Origin of the sequence: Robertmurraya kyonggiensis, assembly GCF_005116465.1 — a bacterium.
GTDB lineage: Bacteria > Bacillota > Bacilli > Bacillales > Cytobacillaceae > Robertmurraya > Robertmurraya kyonggiensis.
In genome coordinates this window covers 1087513-1103379 of record NZ_SWBM01000001.1, presented here as the reverse complement: position 1 = coordinate 1103379, position 15867 = coordinate 1087513, and the positions used below count along the sequence as shown (strand labels likewise).

Sequence of the window (15867 nt, the reverse complement as noted above, 5' to 3'; positions counted from 1 at the left end):
CCTCCACTGATTAAATCAAAGCTTTGTAAGCACCTCATTAATGTTATTCCACTCGTAGACTAGTAGATTCAATTCTTCACCAGCAAAAGTTATCCGCTGGGTTTCCTTCAATTTTGCACCATAATTCTCATAAAAATATCGTGTTTTGTTATCCTCTAATACTTCCACAAAAACTCGTTGATAGCCAAGTTCTTCAAATTGAAGAAAGAGCTGTTTCATGAGTTGTTTTCCTGTACCCCTTCCTTGGTACTCTTCAAGAATATAAATGGAGGTTAAGTCCCCGGACTGTTTAACATGATTGGTTTCTCTTTTTCCACAGTCAGCAAATCCAACGATTTTTCCCTCTTCATTTTCTGCGACAAATACGTAATTACCCTCTTTTTTAATATTGCAATTCCATAAGTCCGTTCGTTGTACGTAGGATAATTTCTTGAGGAATTCATCTGGAATGATATTTTTATAGGTACTACGCCAGCTATCAACATGTACTCTGGCAATACCCTTTGCATCCGATAAATTTGCCTTTCTAATAATCATCATGCTCACCTACTTCGCTTTCGAAATTTTTTCCAATAATAACACAATTCAATAAAAAAGGACATAATCTCGGAAGATTAATGTCCTTTTTGTTCTAATTCATTTAAGAAATCTAATTTTCTCTTGTCTTTATTATTATATTTATTACGTCGGTATCCACCGAGTAAAGACTTACTATACACCTTTCTATAATCCGAAATAGAGAGCCTATAATACACTCCACCATCGTTATCATTTTTCACTAAATTGGTGTAGTCCACATCCGCAAAAGGTTTCAAGTCCTCTATATAAGCAATCCCAACTTTAAAGTTATCTTTCTTAAATTCATGTTCTTGCAAATCAGTCAATTCATAGCCTAAACCTTCAATTGTTGATTTTAGAGCCTCCCATATCTCTTTTAAAAAAATGTACGGTACTAGAACATCGATGTCTTGTGGTGAAAATTCAACCTTCGTCACTCGTTCCAGGCGCAAAGAGCCATATAAAACTGGGATAATACTCAATTCCTTATTAAGGGTTTTTGCAATAGTAAGAAATTCATTAAATAAATTCATTGTTTCTCCTTATTACACGACTGTGAGCCAAGCATGATAAAAATCCTCTACTGAAGCATATCGATCATTTCTATCTTTTTGAGCTGCCTTCATAACTACATTATAGAGTTCTAAACTTGCATCCCATTTTTCAAAAGAATGATCTAGCTCTCCACCAAATAATCCAAAAGCGATGGAGCCCATATTGAATACATTGGTTCTTTCGTCAATCTGCGCTCCAAATTCGAATTCCTCTGGAGACATTGATCTTTCTGCACCCCAAAGTCTCCCCATTGTGTTAATGAAAGGTTTTTCTTGATAGAAATCGATATCGCATATCTTTGTCAAATTATTCTTAAAATCATAAAGAATACTTCCGTCATAAAAATCAATTGCTACGTACCCCTTCTTTTCCACATGAACATGGAACTCCAAGATATGTTTAAAGGATTCTAACCGTTGATACATTGATAACTGTCTGTACCGATAGAAAGGAGAATCGGGATGCGTGTACTTATGTGGTGGAGGAAATGACCAATGTGAATGTAGACATTCCCCATCAAACCATTCGAAAATAATCGCAAAGCCGTTATCTACCTCAAAATAATCTAGTAATTTTATCAAGTACTTGTGTTGTAACTTCTCATATGTAGAAACTGAATCCTTCAAACGTAAAACCGCATCCTCAGGTTCACCTTGATATTCCATGGTCCTTGCACCAGCAAACTTCACGAATTTCTTAAGCCCATCCTTTTCAATCCCAAAACATAGATTTCCTGAATCTTGCTCATCAAAAACCGTGAATACTTCACCTAAATCCGTTAACCATTTAAAATTGCGGTTCTCTCTTAATTGGAATGAAACTTTATCCAAATTGATAATGTGCAATACTTGTACCCCCCAAATTCTTGGTTCCGATAATGAATTCAACAAATACAACCCGAAATCCTTTTTAAGAATAAAATCGAGCAATAATGATTGCGGCTGGATAAATTAAGAGTAGTCCAATTAGTGTACCGAGTAGTTTCGTTCCGATTAACAAGATGACCAGTGCTTTAACATCCCCATAAGGACGCTTATCGCGTATGGCTTGATCCGTGATAATTGCGGACTGCGGGTCTACTAATAATGTTAAAAGAATTGTCGCTATCCCATTAATCATACCAGACGATGCCGAAGCTGCTAAACGGTATTCCTCATCTATAAAAAATGCAGCGTAATAAGCCGATAGCACACCGATTGTATAAATGGCGGTTATCATTGTGTTTAATAATAAAAGTCGTTTCGGAATTTCGCGATATCTTAAGCTACGAAACATCATTTTTCTTGGTTTCGTAGTGTTTTTTACGATTCGTTTTATATTGGAAATGCTCAGCGCCTCAACTACGATTGATGGAACTGAACCTTTTACTTCTAGTCGATCGACCGCTTTAGAAAATATTTTTAAAAAGGTTGGTATTAACACAATTCCCAAAATCGTACCTATTGTCGATGAAAGAATAACCCATCGAATATCATTTTGAGGGTCGATTCCTTTTGCAATACTAATACCAATGAGTCCACCAATCAGTGGCGCTTGAAACATATTGGCAGTTCTCGAAACAAGCACAAATATATTAAATAGAGACATCGATAGCGCAAACTTTCCACTTTTTACCGAATTGAGTCGAACAGAATACGCCAGTGTATCGACTAAATGGATCACCAATGTCAGCCCCATAAGACTGAATAACATCTAAATCACCTCTACTATTAGACGAAAATCGAGTGTTTATGTTTCAATTCGATTTTTTCAATGGAAAAATATCAACGAAAAGTAAGTATTTTCCTATCTGGAAGAATATAGTAAACTATTAATAAGTCTAATATTGGGGGTCAGTATGAAAAAGTTTTTGTTTTTTGTAGTTGCAGCCACTGCAATGGTCTTGTCTGCTTGTGGTAGCACCACAGTTTCTAAAGAAGATGTTGTCAGTAAAGCTTTGAATGCAGACATTAATAGTGCTGAAGTAAACGGGAAAATTGATGTAAAACTTGATTCAAATGGAGAGAAATTGGATCAGTCCGTTAATTTAGAAATGACATATTCACAAGAACCCTTCCTCACTTACTTAAAAATGGGCACTGTAGAAGGAGATATGGAAATATATATCGACAAGGATAATACATATTTGCTTTTACCCGAGATGCCAAGTTGGGTGAAAACTCCAACTAATGACACAGCCGAATTTTCCGAATTAGCAGCGGGTCAATCCATCGAAGAAGACCTAGATAAATTGAGAAAATTCGAGGAGCTATTCGAGTTGGAAAGCGTTGAAGACGGATATAGCCTGAAGGTTAATTTAGCTGAAGATGCAAATGAGGAAGAATTTGCATTAGTAAAGGAAGTCTTGAAGGATTCTGTTCAGGAAATAGAAGTCGAAGATGTAAAAATTCATACATTTGATTATATACTCACGCTTGATAAAGAATACTTACTAAAATCAGCTGTTGCGAAGATGGATATCGATGTTACTGCTGAAGGAGAAACTGTTAATATGATCACAGCGGTCGATGTGAAATATTCAAATGTGAATAAGGTAAAGGAATTTAAAGTTCCTGCAGAAGTAGTAGAGAATGCAGCGGAAATTGCTGAATAAGATACAAAGAGCATGGTATAGCCATGCTCTTTGTATCTTTTATTTCTTAGTTACGCTTTTAAACCTGTCTTAATTGCAGATTCACTTATGATTAGACTAAGTCTTAATCTACTAAACCATTTTTCAGAATCAGAGATTTTCCTTGTTAGTCCATTCGTCTCTTCGTGATATTCTAATCCTTCTACAGGTAAATAATGAACCTGATATCCACCAATTCTTTTTGCTATCATTGCCCATTCAGCGTCAGTCATTTTTTCCTTTGAAAACTTATTAATTAATTCAGCACTCTTCCTTGAAAACGAACAAGAGCCCGCTGTAATGTCTACAACATTTCCTAACTCGATTGAGCAAATTTTATTCGTTATCTTTTCGGTTTCCACCCACTCAATGGGATGAGTATTCATTGCGCGTTCTGTGCGTCCTAGAATCAGATAGTCGTATTTTGGAATATCCGAGACGATTGTTTTTAATTCATTTGGGTAATACTTGCACCAGGTTAGTAGTCGATCAAAATCACAATAATGAAAGTAATCACTTTGGCCTGATAATCCAAACTTCACTACTTCCCGTCGTGCCGCACCTGCACCATTTTTTGGGATAATTTTAATATTGAATTTACTATCTTTTATTGTTTCGATAATGTCAGTTGAAGATTCCTCGCTTATTGTAATAAATAGCTCAGAATAGTTGCTCTCAATATGTACCCGTAATTCATTAAACAATTCAATGTTCTTACCATTCGGATCGTGTGTAACTACGATAAGTGCAACCTTCGACAAGTGATTCACCTCTATTTTTCAGGAGGTAATTTATATACGACATTACCTTCCCCATCAGCACATCATTTTCTTCGACGACCATTCGAATCCTTTCATGTCCTTTAGAATCCATTAGTTTAACGGCTACTTCACCTTTTGAATTTTTCCCATAAATGCTCTTTGTGTATTGCCTTCCCATACTTCTTCTGAAAGACTATCCTTTTGCTCGTCACTTACATTTGAGTTTTTAATTTTCTGTGTTCTTTTTATTAAATGTGGGAGAGGTCTTTCGGCCGATCATAAATTGAAAACCCATATTGTTTTTCTCCATTATTGTCCATGTAATGCATCTGTACTACTTGGACTTGCTTATACTGATCAAATGTTAGAGATGCAGAAGCTTGATAATCACCATTTTCATCCTTGCTACTTCCGAAAATTAAACCTCCACACTCGTCACCTTCATTGTTATAAAACATCAGTCCAGAGATCGGGTCGTTTTGTCTGTGTCCAGGTAAAATATCTTCGCCATCCATCATAGCAGGAGGAATGTTTTCATTATTGAATAAAGTCATTTTCACATTACCCTTTGAATCAACAATATTAAGTCTTTCCACATCAAGACTAACGAATTTTTGCTTCTTATGTTCTTCCATAAAATTAATCCCACTGCTCTATTTCGCTTAAAAAATGCATTTCTTATTTGCTCGAAGAAAACTCACTTCAACCAATTCAACACAATAATCAGTAGAATTCCCACTGAAAAGAAGCCCATCATAAAATACCCAAAATATCTTATCGGTTTTGGCAATTTTTTTAGATCCGTATTTGCTAGATTGCCTACATTTCCTTCAATCTTATTCAAATGGTCAATGGCATCATTCATTGGTTTATTCTCTTCCTTCATACAATCAGTCCCTCGTATTAGAAAATTTCGAACTGTTTTTCTAAATTGACAACAATTTTCCTATCCTCAGTTGTTATTATCTCCAAAGGAAATATAGCAGACTGCTTATCTGAGAAAATCCATCTCCTACCTGGCTGATTCAAAATAATGAAGATCCCCTTAGATTTTTCTCCCATAAAATTGAGAGATGATGCAGTTAAATCACCGTGTTCCCGTTCGTGAATTCCAATCTCCATTAATTTATGACATGCATGTATTGCATCATCTACTGTAAGACCAATTTCGCTTATGTTCAAAATAGATTCTATCGAAAAGTCGCCTTCCTGCGCATTTGCTAACGCATGCCTTGCAATTAATTCAACGATGTTCCCAGCTGGGTCATAGAAATATAGTGAATGAGCATCGAAGTTCGAAAAATAGATTTCATCTTTTTCAAAATCTACATTTAAAGCAACTCTATCTTTCACCCACTCTTTCGCTTCCTCAAATTTATTCGTTGGTATGTTAAAAGCAAAATGATAATAGGGATTCGCCTCTACTTGTTTTGAGCTAAATTCCAATTCACTAGTCCCAACAACGATCCTAAATCCAGATTCATCCTCCTTAACTAAAGGAAAGCCAAAGTGCTCCACATAAAACTCTTTCATTTCTTCAATATTATTAGACTGTAGAATGACTGATTTAATTTCCATTATTCACACCACACCTTTGTTAAATTTTAACATATTCATCACAGAATGTTCCGAATTTTTATTCCGTTACTGAGTGTTGACCAATCTGTAACTCCTATTTTCACCAGTTCCGCTGCGGCTTCATCCGGACTAAGTTGAAATCCATCTTTTACCCAAAAAGTTAAATACCCAATCGTTCCAAAACTAGCAAATATCGCATAGCTTTTGTCGTCGTATACCTGCAGCAATTTTTCCGCTAATGTATTGGAAAGCTCTTGGACATATGAGGGATTATCAAACTCATATTGATAAAAGTTACGATAGTCATAGATATGTTGGCAGATGTAATACGTTGTCTTGTTCACTGCAAGTGAAGCATTCTCTTTATGGCCATAAAAAGAAAGGAATGTAGTCGTAATATCATCCCTTACAGTATCAATCAGATCAAACTTATTTTGAAAATGGAGATAGAAAGTCGAGCGACTTATCCCTGCTTTTTTGACAATTTCTTTTACCGAAATCAATTCAAAGTGTTTTAAACCAAGTAGCTCTAAGATGGCCGATACAATATATTGCTTAGTTGATAGCTCTGATTCATTCGTGATCATCTTGGCCCTCCTTCAAAATGGACATATTGTGTGCAAATGTCGTTTGAATTTACTGAAATTATACCATACGATCAAAGTGTATTGACTATAAGGGGGTATTACCATGGGAAATGTTCATGTAATTACTGGTGGTTCAGGCGGGATGGGGAAAGCAATAGCATCATTAGTTGGGAAAACTGGAACAGTTCTGTTGGCGGATGTGAATGAAGAACGATTGGCTCTAGCCAAAGATGAGCTCGCAACAAAAGGAATTACAGATGTACATTATCAAACAGTAGATATTACTGATTCCGCAAATGTGAAAGTACTCGCAGAAAAGACCGCTTCACTAGGAACTTTGAAATCTATTATTCATACAGCTGGATTATCGCCAACAATGGCTGATTCTATGCGTATTACAGAAGTGAACCTCGTTGGAACTGGTATTGTTTTAGATGAATTTATCAAACTTGCCGTACCAGGTACTGTTGCGGTTTGTATTTCTTCAATGAGTGGTCATTTTACACCAAAAGAAGGTCCATATACAGAAGTATTGAAGAATCCACTGGCAGAGAATGTGGTTGAAACAATGGAACAATTCGCGCAAGGAAACTCTGGTGCTGCTTATGGACTATCAAAGTTAGGCGTTATCTTAATTGTCGAGGAGCAAGCATGGGCTTGGGGTCAAAAAGGTGCTCGTATTGTTTCCGTTTCACCTGGTACGATTAACACACCAATGGGACGCCAAGAAGCATCCCAACAAGCAGAAATGAAAGTGTTATTGGATCACACCCCCCTACAACGCGAAGGAGAACCATCTGAAATTGCTACAGCTGTTGAATTCTTAATTTCAGATGCTGCTTCTTACATTACTGGGACTGACCTTCGAGTGGATGGTGGTACGACAGCTAATATTGCAAAATTTAGAGCCGCGCATGCAAGTAATTAAATACTCTTTATGACAGTATCATTTCATATGATGCTGTTTTCTTATTTGCGTATGTTTTTCAAGTTCCTCTACCTGGAATGGAAAATGAAATCATTATGAGGGACCAACATACTTTCATCTAATCACCAAGTTATTTCCTTTTTAGTAAAGAGATCCCAATGATCCGCAATCACAATCATTTTTTCGTCCTCATCCAATACAAAGCCCATCTCCAACTTCCCTTCATCATTTTCAAAAATCAACATCCCATGAGGAGAATGATCATATTTAAATCCCAAAGTAAGTAGAAAGAAATCGCGTGGGCTAGTATTTATTAACTTGATGAACTCTTCAATTTCCACTTTATCCGTGATCAGCATTGTCGTCTCGTCCGCCTGTCTGATGGTCAATTTCTCGTATTTGGTATCGATAATTTTGTTATTAAATGTCCAAAAATTACTATGATTAAAAAAACGAATAGTACGATTAAAAGATTACGGATATTTTTGTTCACCATTCCCTCCCCCTCAAGCAAAAAATTCAACAAAAATAATCCTGCCTAGATTATCGCTGTTTTCCTTTATGTTCTTACACCATTACTTCCGTTTCTTTGCGTTTTTGTCTCTCTTCTATTTTTCGAACACAAGCAATAGCGCCTCTCGTCACTAATGTTTTAAAAGTCAGACTCAGAAAAGTATGATACCATTTCCATTTACTACTCCACTTAATTAAGTTGGAATGTTTTTCTGCAAATAGCTCAATCATTAACATCGGGACAGTAAACAGAAAAACCTTAAAAAAGATTGCAATAGGTTTATCTTTCATTGTTATTTGATTGTAAAAGACAGAGATGGTCGGATAAATTAATAAATCAAATAGAATATGTGTTTGAAACAGCTTCGGAAGTATACGATCCGGATATCGTACAATTTTTAGCCGAGCTAAAATATTATCAATAAACACGTTAGTGGCAGCATTATAAAAATAGACGAGCAGCCAATCCTTAATCGGCGGTTTTCGCAATAAAATCGGAATTAACAAAATGATGTGAAACCCTAAAAGGAATAATAATATTTTTTGCTCTTTCTTACTTTTCCGCATCGTAATCACCCCGATCTATCAAGACATTAATTTCTATTGGATAAACTGAAGAGTCACTGGAACAACTTGATCCATAGTTACCTTGCATAAACTTATATTTCCCACCATAGGCCCAGTTGAATCTGACTGAACAACAAAATTTTCATTCAATGAGATCGTCCAAATCGGTTCCTTATTCCTTTTTAAAACAACAGCTTGTGTTCCATATTGCTGAATATCTTTCCACTTGAACAACTCTGCCACATTATTCTCTTTTACAGAGATTCCTTCAGACCCGCTCGTTACTTCAAGATTTGAACCTTGCCATACACCATGGATCTCCGCTCCAACATTATAATAGGAAATGCCATCTTTGCGGTCACCATAAGTTGCAACGAAATGCTCAGTCTTATTCTCAGTACTCTGATATGTAAGTGCTGCTATATCATTGGCTAACCACTCTACTTTCACTTCACCAACAATATTCTTTGGGAGAACCTCTTTAGGTCTCGCGAAAATACCATAGTTTGTTCGATAGTATACGAATTCTCCACTCTTTAGATTCTCCTTCGCCGAAAAAACATGTTGTTTATTTGGAGATATACTGACAATGTTTCTAACCTCTTGGTTCACATGAACAAGTAAACCAATTTGTACCAAAAGAATGGTACTTAAAACAGCTAGAATGGTTTTCATAAATTTCTTCAGTAAAAGGCTAAGAGCAAAATAGAGAAATACTACACACAATATGTTGAGGACATAAAAAAGTCGACTATCCGTATACTCGACCTGGTAGTTTGCATGTGCAAACATATAGGCTAATTGTAAACAGAAGAGAACAGCAGCGAAAAGCAATAAAATCCAACCGAGCATTATATTTCTATTCTCCTTCATTCGGCTGCACCTCCATCACAAACGACCATGTTAACCCATTATCTGTAGATATAAATTTCCCTTTTACCTTTCCACCTAAATAATCACCTGTGGAACCTTGATTAACTAACAAAGATAATTGCTCTTCTTCTTTTACTGGGAGCTCTGCTTGAACAAAGATTTGCTCATATTGTTGAGGAATTTGAACGATCGATTCACTCCAGGTTTTACCACCATCTTGTGTCACATACAAATCCGGTTTATCTGGATTAATTGTTCCATACGACATAAATCCTGTATTTTCATCGATAAAACCACCGTCTGCAATAATTCTTGTTGAAGGTGGTGTTGTTGTTTCCACCCATGTTTTCCCGCCGTCATGAGTCAAATAGGCAGTTGAATACTCCCAAGACATTGTACGATCACCAGTGAGTACGACATAACCAAACTGTGCATTTAAGAAATCAACTTTTCGAAATCGAACATGTGGAAAGTCTTTAGCTACTAGCCCTTCTTGCCATGTGTGGCCATGATCGAGGGAATATTTAAATAGAATGGACTCATTACCATATAGGAAACCAATTCGATTTTCTGTTAATAGATAGCTTCCGGGAATCAGTTCTTTTTTATTTCCATTATACTCACCACTAAATAGCGATTCCTTTTCAATAGGAACCCTTACCCACCCTTCACCTTTATTGTATGTAATGTTTAATTCTTCATTTTGTAAGGAATAACTAATCTGTTCATTTGTCAATGGCCACAATCCATTAGCCTCATTTTGTTGATTATTTTCTTGTTCTACTTTTGGCACGCTCAGCTGTGGTACCGCCACATGGTTCTGATTTTCATATAGGATCGTGCTAATAATCATCCCAGCAATCAGTACACCAGATAGTGCTAAGATACTTTTTTTCATCAAAAGCACTCCTTTCATTAGCCATTATACATAAGTGTACATAGAAAATCTAGGTATACAACTTACAAAAAAATACAACTGCATTCAGAACAGTTGTATTTACGGATAAGGTTTGAAAAAGCGTAAGCTATGTGCAATCAAAAATTGGGCAGAATAGTAAGTTGTCATTATCAAAATATCTGAATAGAGAATATCCGACACAAACATATTCCATGACAAAAATGAATCTGAAATCACAAATAGTACGCTCCCGATCATTGCCCATTTATTTTTTGATAAAAAAGAAGTCCAACACATCAGTAGAATGACCATAAGATATATAAGTACCGGGACGAGTAAGGCATAATTTTGATCTGCCAGCAATGCATCTATCACGCTAAACCCCATTACGAACCCATACAATCCAATTGGGATAAGGAGAAGCAGTGATTGCTTTGATACCTGTCGATAACGAGAAAATCCTACTGCATAAAAGATATGACCAATCAGAAAGGCAGTTAATCCAATAACAAACCATCTTAGCAATCCATCACCAAGCATACAGAAGAATAGACCGCTCCATATAATCCAATGTGGGCGTGATGTTTTATCAGGAATCCGTATATAGGCATAGATTAGGATCAGCCACATCGGGATCAATTTAAATAATGTCTTGAGTGCTTCTGGTTCGTTTGGAATCACAAATATGTACAACAACCCCATTACGAAAATGAGAATGGGTAGAGCCAATTTTTTCACCAATTTACCTCCAATTTCATATAAAGGCGACGCTATCAACTAGTCATCACACTATTTCTTCACTTAAATATTTTTTCAAACTTCTTAACCACTTCATTACTACAAAAACTTGAAAAATGAATCATCAGGATTCTTTTCGCTTCTTCTCTGCTTAGTTCAAAAGTTTCTATATTATTTCTCTCGGCCCATGAATCATAAGTTTCGAATGCAGTACTGTTCCAACCGTTCTTCTCACCGTCGCCATTCTTCTTCACTTGAATTCCTGAAATAACGATATCCATTGCTCCTTGTAATTCCAAAAGAGCATTCTCAAAAATCCTCTTTTTATGGCTTTCCTTAAGTCCAGCTTTAACTCTAAGATTTCTTGTATCTATACCTCCTTCTTGACCTATCAATTTAAATAGTTCAAGTGCTTCTTTCGATATGATCCCATTAAAATAACGTTCCTCAACAGACTTAGAATGACCTAAAATATTTTTCATATATGGTAGCAGTTGACGAGAAATCAATACAGATTTCTTTTTAATAAATTTTCCATACCCTGCAACCCCATCAGATGAAAATTTTGTTCTCCAAATCCATGGATCATACTCCGTGTCTAAATACCAATTTTCTGACATCGTAATCGTATTTAATGAAGGATAATCTGGGATTAAGGTAGCTAGTGGGAGTAAGCCCACCTCTTCAATCACATCAATAGCTTCTTGGTAGGTATTCACTTTTTTCTCCATCATTTTATTGGCTCCTTTAAAATATAGACATACATATAAATTTCTATATCTACCCAAGATTTTCCTGCATTCGCTTACTTTTCTAATATTAGAAAAAACATCATTTTTTATAAAATTTTTACTTTGCTTTACAACTAATTCTGTATATTCACACACAATAATAGTGTTATTATATAGGAGTAAAGACATGTTTGAACAAATTTTTGAAGTTTATTCAAAATTAACTTTATAAAAAATCACATCAATTTGTATTCAATTAAAGGAGCAACAACATGGAGTTTTTACCCTTTGGAGAATCTTTGAAAAATATACGAAAAAGAGCTGGTATGAGTCAGAAAGAACTTGCTGCAGGAATCTGTTCTCAAGCTCAAATCAGCAAGATCGAAAAGGATGATGAAATTCCATCTGCCATAATTCTTAATGAAATATCGAAAAAGCTCGGCGTCGATATGAATTACTTTTTTGATATACAACAATCACACAAAATCGAGTATATCAATAGTGTAAAAAATGAAGTCATTCATTTGGAAAAACTGAAGAAATACAATGAACTATACGAATACATTCTTAAAGTAAAGAAAAACCCTTTCTTTCAAGAAGGAAAAAATTTAAAATTCATCATATGGCATGAAGCCATTTGCATTCATTATGTTGAGAAAGACTCCTTAAAAGCGATGGAATTATTGAAACAAGGACCCCACTTAAATCTTAACGAAAAAGGACATCGTTATTCCGAGGTTGATATTCAAATTATGACTAGTCTCGCTGTTTTGCAAAAAGAATTAGGAATTAACGAAGAATCGGAAAGTAATTTCCATAAAGCTTTGGATCTTTTAAAGCAACTTCCAAAAGTGTCGGATCAGAACATCGAGCTCAAAATCCTCTTCGGATTAGCACAGTTATATACAGAAACAAATCGTTTCCAAGACTCTCTTCTTCTAAGCCAAAAAGGAATTAGACTTTGCGATGAAATAGAAACTCTTTATTTATTAGGACATTTCCAATATCAAGTTGGAGAAAATCTTGCAAAATTAGGGAGACATAATGAAGCAAAACAAGCTTTTAATCGGTCTTGCCTAATTTTCCAACTCCAGGATAATCAGCAATATGTTAAGTTGGTAAAAGAAAACGAAGACGAATTATTGGGCACTAACAATTAATTGATGAAAGTGTTACGAAGAGGTGTATTTTAAGAGATGTTTAATCTTGGGCAAGCTATCAAAGATCTACGACAAGCACTGGGCTTAAGTCAAGAAGAACTAGCCTCTGGTATTTGTAATCAGGCGCAAATTTCAAATTTAGAAAACAATAATGCAATGCCCTCCGCTCTGTTATTAAATCAGATTGCAACTAAATTGGGTGTCGATATGAATTATTTTTTTGAAATGCAAGAGTCCTATAAGGTTGAGTATCTTCAAAATAGTAAAAAATATATTCGAAAAGTGATTCGAATGAGGGATTACGAAAGTCTTTACGACACGGTCCTTTTAGAAAAAAAACACCCCTACTATCAAGAACCTGAAAACCTACAATTTCTACTGTGGCATGAAGCCATTAGTATTCATTACATTGAGTCTAATCCTAGTAAAGCTCTTAAAATCTTAGATGAAGCCTTACAAATCACAAATAATAAGCAGTATAATACCGAACAAGAAATTGAAATATTAAACAGTATCGCTGTCATTCATAGAGAAACGGGGAATTATGGGGAAGCTGAAACTCGATTTCGTGAAGCTCTAAAAAAATTTGAAGAGGTTCCAAGATTAACAAACTCCCATATCGAAATTAGACTTGTTTTTGGATTAGCACAATTGTTAACTGATATTGAGAAATTTAAAGAATCACTTGAATGGTGTAAGAAAGGCATACGTTTATGCAAGAAATACGATACTCTCTACATATATGGAGAACTTCTCTATCAAAGTGGTGAGAATTTGGCAAGACTCGGAGAAAAAGCGAGAGCTAAAGAATCTCTAGACCAGTCGATTAAAATCTTTGAACTTCAAGGGAATGCTGTTTTGGTAAAGAGTGTACAAGAAAATCGCAGCATTCTATTAGAAATTGAAGAAACATAAGACACTAGGATTAATCAGAATCCTTGTCAAACACGAAAAGGAAAGTTCATCCCTACTTTCCTTTTTTTGTGCTCTAAATCACGTGAATGAACATCCCCTAACCATTGTCATAAACCTAGTATCTCCCCTATCAAATTCCATTTCCTTCTCAAATCCAAACTTCTCATATAAGTGGATTGCTCTTTGATTAAATTTGGCTACCGTTAAGCGAAATGGCACCCTCAAAAAATTCTCTTCAATAAAACTTAGAATAAATGAAAAAAATGTAGCTCCATACCCTTTTCCAGTTAATGATGGATTCATTCCAATCCCAATATCGATAAGTTCCTCATTGTAGGCTCCAAACTGTACGCCAATTGGCACCTTTGCACTATCACCAATACAAAAATAGCCAACTATCTTTTTGTTATTATCTACAACTACATAATAGGAATTTTCCATCAATTCCTTTAGACTTTGTGGATCTGATTCGTTATTGTAAAAATCATATGGTGGTTCGTATTTCCAGTCTAATATCTCGATTGCAAACTCTTCGTTCATGCTTTTAATTTCTAAAATCATAGACTCCTCTTCCTTCGTTTTTCTCTACTGAAAAAACATAGCCCCTTTATAAATGAGCTATGTATTCCACTACTATTATTTCCCTCTAGCTAGCAACAAATAACTAATTATCGCACAAATTGTACTTACCGCCATTACCAACCCCATTGGTGTTGCTGTAAGACTTCCGCCAATCCCTACAATCGGTGTGGCAATAGCTCCTAATCCCATCTGCAACAAGCCAATTAATGCTGAAGCACTTCCTGCATTTCTACCTTGTCGGTCCATTGCCAAGGAGGTACTTGTTGGTGCAACAAAACCAACACTTGTAATAACAACAAACAGTGGCACAAGTACTCCGAGTAGCCCTGCCTGCAATTGGATCATTAACAATAATGCTAAGCTACCACAGACTGCCGTAATTAATCCGATAGCAAGAATTTTCTTCTCACCAAACTGAAAACTTAGCCTTGAACTCAGTTGAGATGCCAGGACAATTCCAATACTATTGATTCCAAAAATCGCACTATACACCTGCGGGGAAACTTCGAAAATTTCTTGTAAAACAAATGACGAACCTGAAATATAAGCAAACATCGCCGCAAAAACAAAACCTTGTGACAAGCTAAGCCCCATAAAAACACGATCTTTCATAATCCCTTGAAATGATGAAAAAGTGTCTTTTAATCCACCACTTTTCCGTCTTTCTCTCGGTAAGCTTTCTGGCAATTTAAAAATTACACCTAAAAGGAGACACATCCCAATAATCGCAAGTACGACAAAAACGCCATTCCATGGTGTAAATCTTAGCATTTGACCACCAAAAACAGGTGCGATAATTGGAGCAACACCATTCACAAGCATCAACACTGCAAAAAATTTCGTCATGGCATTGCCCGAATAATAGTCACGGACAATTGCTCGAGAAACGACAAGACCGACAGAACCTGCGAGACCTTGAATCAAGCGCAAGACAATAAGTACAATGATCGAACTCGTAAAAGCGCATAGAATTGATGAAACAATAAAAATAATCATTCCGATGATTAAAGGAGCCCTTCGACCACGTGCATCGCTGATCGGACCAGCAATCAATTGTCCTAATGCGAGACCTATTAAACAGAAGGTTAAGCTCAATTGCGTTAGAGAAGTACTTGCTTGTAAATCTGACGCAAGTGCTGGCAAGGTCGGAAGATACATATCCATCGCAAATGGTGCAAGTGCTGATAAAAATCCTAACACTAAGATCATGCCCACCTGTTTTTCCTTTTTCGCGGGAATGGATTTCGCTAATTGATGTTCCATCCTGCCCCCCCATCCTTTTCCTATCTATCTACTAAGCTAATATATGTAT

21 protein-coding genes are annotated in these 15867 nt (G+C 35.9%); 4 read left to right on the top strand and 17 right to left on the bottom strand.

The window, feature by feature from the left end; all coding sequences use genetic code 11:
• Positions 1–15: 15 nt before the first annotated feature.
• The 4 genes from FA727_RS05640 to FA727_RS05625 form a co-directional block, all read right to left on the bottom strand.
• Positions 16–537, bottom strand: a complete 522-nt coding sequence (locus FA727_RS05640; RefSeq protein WP_136829782.1) for a GNAT family N-acetyltransferase — start codon at positions 535–537, stop codon at positions 16–18.
• A gap of 77 nt (positions 538–614) precedes the next feature.
• Positions 615–1091: a hypothetical protein gene (locus FA727_RS05635; protein WP_136829780.1), complete on the bottom strand. Its 477-nt coding sequence runs from the start codon at positions 1089–1091 to the stop codon at positions 615–617.
• Positions 1092–1103: 12 nt separating this feature from the next.
• The gene (locus tag FA727_RS05630) at positions 1104–1958 is read right to left on the bottom strand and encodes a serine/threonine-protein kinase (protein ID WP_246041715.1); all 855 of its coding nucleotides are present in this window, start codon (positions 1956–1958) and stop codon (positions 1104–1106) included.
• A gap of 64 nt (positions 1959–2022) precedes the next feature.
• Positions 2023–2805, bottom strand: coding sequence for a lipid II flippase Amj family protein (locus FA727_RS05625; protein WP_136829778.1), 783 nt, complete (start codon positions 2803–2805; stop codon positions 2023–2025).
• A 145-nt stretch (positions 2806–2950) separates the two neighbouring features.
• Here FA727_RS05625 and FA727_RS05620 point away from each other — a divergent pair, with 145 nt between their 5' ends.
• Complete coding sequence (locus FA727_RS05620) at positions 2951–3706, top strand: DUF6612 family protein (RefSeq protein ID WP_136829776.1); 756 nt, start codon at positions 2951–2953, stop codon at positions 3704–3706.
• A gap of 50 nt (positions 3707–3756) precedes the next feature.
• Here the strand turns inward: FA727_RS05620 and FA727_RS05615 are convergent, their stop codons facing one another.
• The 5 genes from FA727_RS05615 to FA727_RS05595 all read right to left on the bottom strand — a co-directional run bounded on the left by FA727_RS05615 (position 3757) and on the right by FA727_RS05595 (position 6650).
• Positions 3757–4485 carry a hypothetical protein gene (locus tag FA727_RS05615; RefSeq protein ID WP_136829773.1) on the bottom strand — a complete coding sequence of 243 codons (729 nt, stop codon included), beginning with the start codon at positions 4483–4485 and terminating at the stop codon, positions 3757–3759.
• 248 nt (positions 4486–4733) lie between these two features.
• Positions 4734–5120, bottom strand: a complete 387-nt coding sequence (locus FA727_RS24710; protein WP_246041713.1) for a hypothetical protein — start codon at positions 5118–5120, stop codon at positions 4734–4736.
• A gap of 62 nt (positions 5121–5182) precedes the next feature.
• Entirely contained in the window at positions 5183–5371 is a 189-nt protein-coding gene (locus FA727_RS05605; RefSeq protein WP_136829771.1) for an amino acid transporter, read from the bottom strand.
• Between the two features lie 17 nt (positions 5372–5388).
• Positions 5389–6063, bottom strand: coding sequence for a toxoflavin lyase-like VOC family protein (locus FA727_RS05600; protein ID WP_136829769.1), 675 nt, complete (start codon positions 6061–6063; stop codon positions 5389–5391).
• Positions 6064–6101: 38 nt separating this feature from the next.
• Positions 6102–6650, bottom strand: a complete 549-nt coding sequence (locus tag FA727_RS05595; RefSeq protein ID WP_136829767.1) for a TetR family transcriptional regulator — start codon at positions 6648–6650, stop codon at positions 6102–6104.
• Positions 6651–6753: 103 nt separating this feature from the next.
• Between FA727_RS05595 and FA727_RS05590 the strand changes: the two genes are divergently transcribed.
• On the top strand, positions 6754–7578 hold the full coding sequence (locus FA727_RS05590; RefSeq protein WP_136829765.1) for an SDR family oxidoreductase: 825 nt from the start codon (positions 6754–6756) through the stop codon (positions 7576–7578).
• A gap of 122 nt (positions 7579–7700) precedes the next feature.
• On the opposite strand, the gene FA727_RS05585 is transcribed toward FA727_RS05590, so the two are convergent.
• The 6 genes from FA727_RS05585 to FA727_RS05560 all read right to left on the bottom strand — a co-directional run bounded on the left by FA727_RS05585 (position 7701) and on the right by FA727_RS05560 (position 12087).
• Positions 7701–7937 (bottom strand): hypothetical protein, encoded by a 237-nt coding sequence (locus FA727_RS05585; protein WP_136829763.1) that lies wholly within the window; start codon positions 7935–7937, stop codon positions 7701–7703.
• A gap of 208 nt (positions 7938–8145) precedes the next feature.
• Positions 8146–8658 carry a CBO0543 family protein gene (locus FA727_RS05580; protein WP_136829762.1) on the bottom strand — a complete coding sequence of 171 codons (513 nt, stop codon included), beginning with the start codon at positions 8656–8658 and terminating at the stop codon, positions 8146–8148.
• Positions 8659–8691: 33 nt separating this feature from the next.
• A complete protein-coding gene (locus tag FA727_RS05575) occupies positions 8692–9531 on the bottom strand; it encodes a hypothetical protein (RefSeq protein WP_136829761.1) in 840 nt (279 codons plus the stop codon).
• Complete coding sequence (locus tag FA727_RS05570) at positions 9518–10429, bottom strand: WD40/YVTN/BNR-like repeat-containing protein (protein ID WP_136829760.1); 912 nt, start codon at positions 10427–10429, stop codon at positions 9518–9520. The genes FA727_RS05575 and FA727_RS05570 overlap by 14 nt, the downstream gene beginning before the upstream one ends.
• Positions 10430–10528: 99 nt before the next feature.
• Positions 10529–11167: a lysoplasmalogenase gene (locus FA727_RS05565; protein ID WP_246041711.1), complete on the bottom strand. Its 639-nt coding sequence runs from the start codon at positions 11165–11167 to the stop codon at positions 10529–10531.
• 59 nt (positions 11168–11226) lie between these two features.
• Positions 11227–12087 (bottom strand): AlkZ-related protein, encoded by an 861-nt coding sequence (locus tag FA727_RS05560; RefSeq protein ID WP_246041709.1) that lies wholly within the window; start codon positions 12085–12087, stop codon positions 11227–11229.
• Between the two features lie 110 nt (positions 12088–12197).
• On the opposite strand from FA727_RS05560, the gene FA727_RS05555 reads away from it, so the two are divergent.
• Positions 12198–13058, top strand: coding sequence for a helix-turn-helix domain-containing protein (locus tag FA727_RS05555; RefSeq protein WP_158318794.1), 861 nt, complete (start codon positions 12198–12200; stop codon positions 13056–13058).
• Between the two features lie 36 nt (positions 13059–13094).
• Entirely contained in the window at positions 13095–13973 is an 879-nt protein-coding gene (locus tag FA727_RS05550) for a helix-turn-helix domain-containing protein (protein ID WP_136829757.1), read from the top strand.
• 78 nt (positions 13974–14051) lie between these two features.
• Here the strand turns inward: FA727_RS05550 and FA727_RS05545 are convergent, their stop codons facing one another.
• On the bottom strand, positions 14052–14534 hold the full coding sequence (locus tag FA727_RS05545) for a GNAT family N-acetyltransferase (RefSeq protein WP_136829756.1): 483 nt from the start codon (positions 14532–14534) through the stop codon (positions 14052–14054).
• A gap of 75 nt (positions 14535–14609) precedes the next feature.
• Positions 14610–15818, bottom strand: a complete 1209-nt coding sequence (locus tag FA727_RS05540) for a multidrug effflux MFS transporter (protein WP_136829755.1) — start codon at positions 15816–15818, stop codon at positions 14610–14612.
• Positions 15819–15867 lie beyond the last annotated feature (49 nt).

What these genes read in the sequence shown, in the direction of transcription:
- FA727_RS05640 (WP_136829782.1), bottom strand. Translation starts at nt 537, where the DNA reads ATGATTATTAGAAAGGCAAATTTATCGGATGCAAAGGGTATTGCCAGA.
- FA727_RS05635 (WP_136829780.1), bottom strand. Translation starts at nt 1,091, where the DNA reads ATGAATTTATTTAATGAATTTCTTACTATTGCAAAAACCCTTAATAAG.
- FA727_RS05625 (WP_136829778.1), bottom strand. Translation starts at nt 2,805, where the DNA reads ATGTTATTCAGTCTTATGGGGCTGACATTGGTGATCCATTTAGTCGAT.
- FA727_RS05620 (WP_136829776.1), top strand. Translation starts at nt 2,951, where the DNA reads ATGAAAAAGTTTTTGTTTTTTGTAGTTGCAGCCACTGCAATGGTCTTG.
- FA727_RS24710 (WP_246041713.1), bottom strand. Translation starts at nt 5,120, where the DNA reads ATGGAAGAACATAAGAAGCAAAAATTCGTTAGTCTTGATGTGGAAAGA.
- FA727_RS05605 (WP_136829771.1), bottom strand. Translation starts at nt 5,371, where the DNA reads ATGAAGGAAGAGAATAAACCAATGAATGATGCCATTGACCATTTGAAT.
- FA727_RS05600 (WP_136829769.1), bottom strand. Translation starts at nt 6,063, where the DNA reads ATGGAAATTAAATCAGTCATTCTACAGTCTAATAATATTGAAGAAATG.
- FA727_RS05595 (WP_136829767.1), bottom strand. Translation starts at nt 6,650, where the DNA reads ATGATCACGAATGAATCAGAGCTATCAACTAAGCAATATATTGTATCG.
- FA727_RS05590 (WP_136829765.1), top strand. Translation starts at nt 6,754, where the DNA reads ATGGGAAATGTTCATGTAATTACTGGTGGTTCAGGCGGGATGGGGAAA.
- FA727_RS05585 (WP_136829763.1), bottom strand. Translation starts at nt 7,937, where the DNA reads ATGCTGATCACGGATAAAGTGGAAATTGAAGAGTTCATCAAGTTAATA.
- FA727_RS05580 (WP_136829762.1), bottom strand. Translation starts at nt 8,658, where the DNA reads ATGCGGAAAAGTAAGAAAGAGCAAAAAATATTATTATTCCTTTTAGGG.
- FA727_RS05575 (WP_136829761.1), bottom strand. Translation starts at nt 9,531, where the DNA reads ATGAAGGAGAATAGAAATATAATGCTCGGTTGGATTTTATTGCTTTTC.
- FA727_RS05570 (WP_136829760.1), bottom strand. Translation starts at nt 10,429, where the DNA reads ATGAAAAAAAGTATCTTAGCACTATCTGGTGTACTGATTGCTGGGATG.
- FA727_RS05560 (WP_246041709.1), bottom strand. Translation starts at nt 12,087, where the DNA reads ATGTCTTTACTCCTATATAATAACACTATTATTGTGTGTGAATATACA.
- FA727_RS05550 (WP_136829757.1), top strand. Translation starts at nt 13,095, where the DNA reads ATGTTTAATCTTGGGCAAGCTATCAAAGATCTACGACAAGCACTGGGC.
- FA727_RS05545 (WP_136829756.1), bottom strand. Translation starts at nt 14,534, where the DNA reads ATGATTTTAGAAATTAAAAGCATGAACGAAGAGTTTGCAATCGAGATA.
- FA727_RS05540 (WP_136829755.1), bottom strand. Translation starts at nt 15,818, where the DNA reads ATGGAACATCAATTAGCGAAATCCATTCCCGCGAAAAAGGAAAAACAG.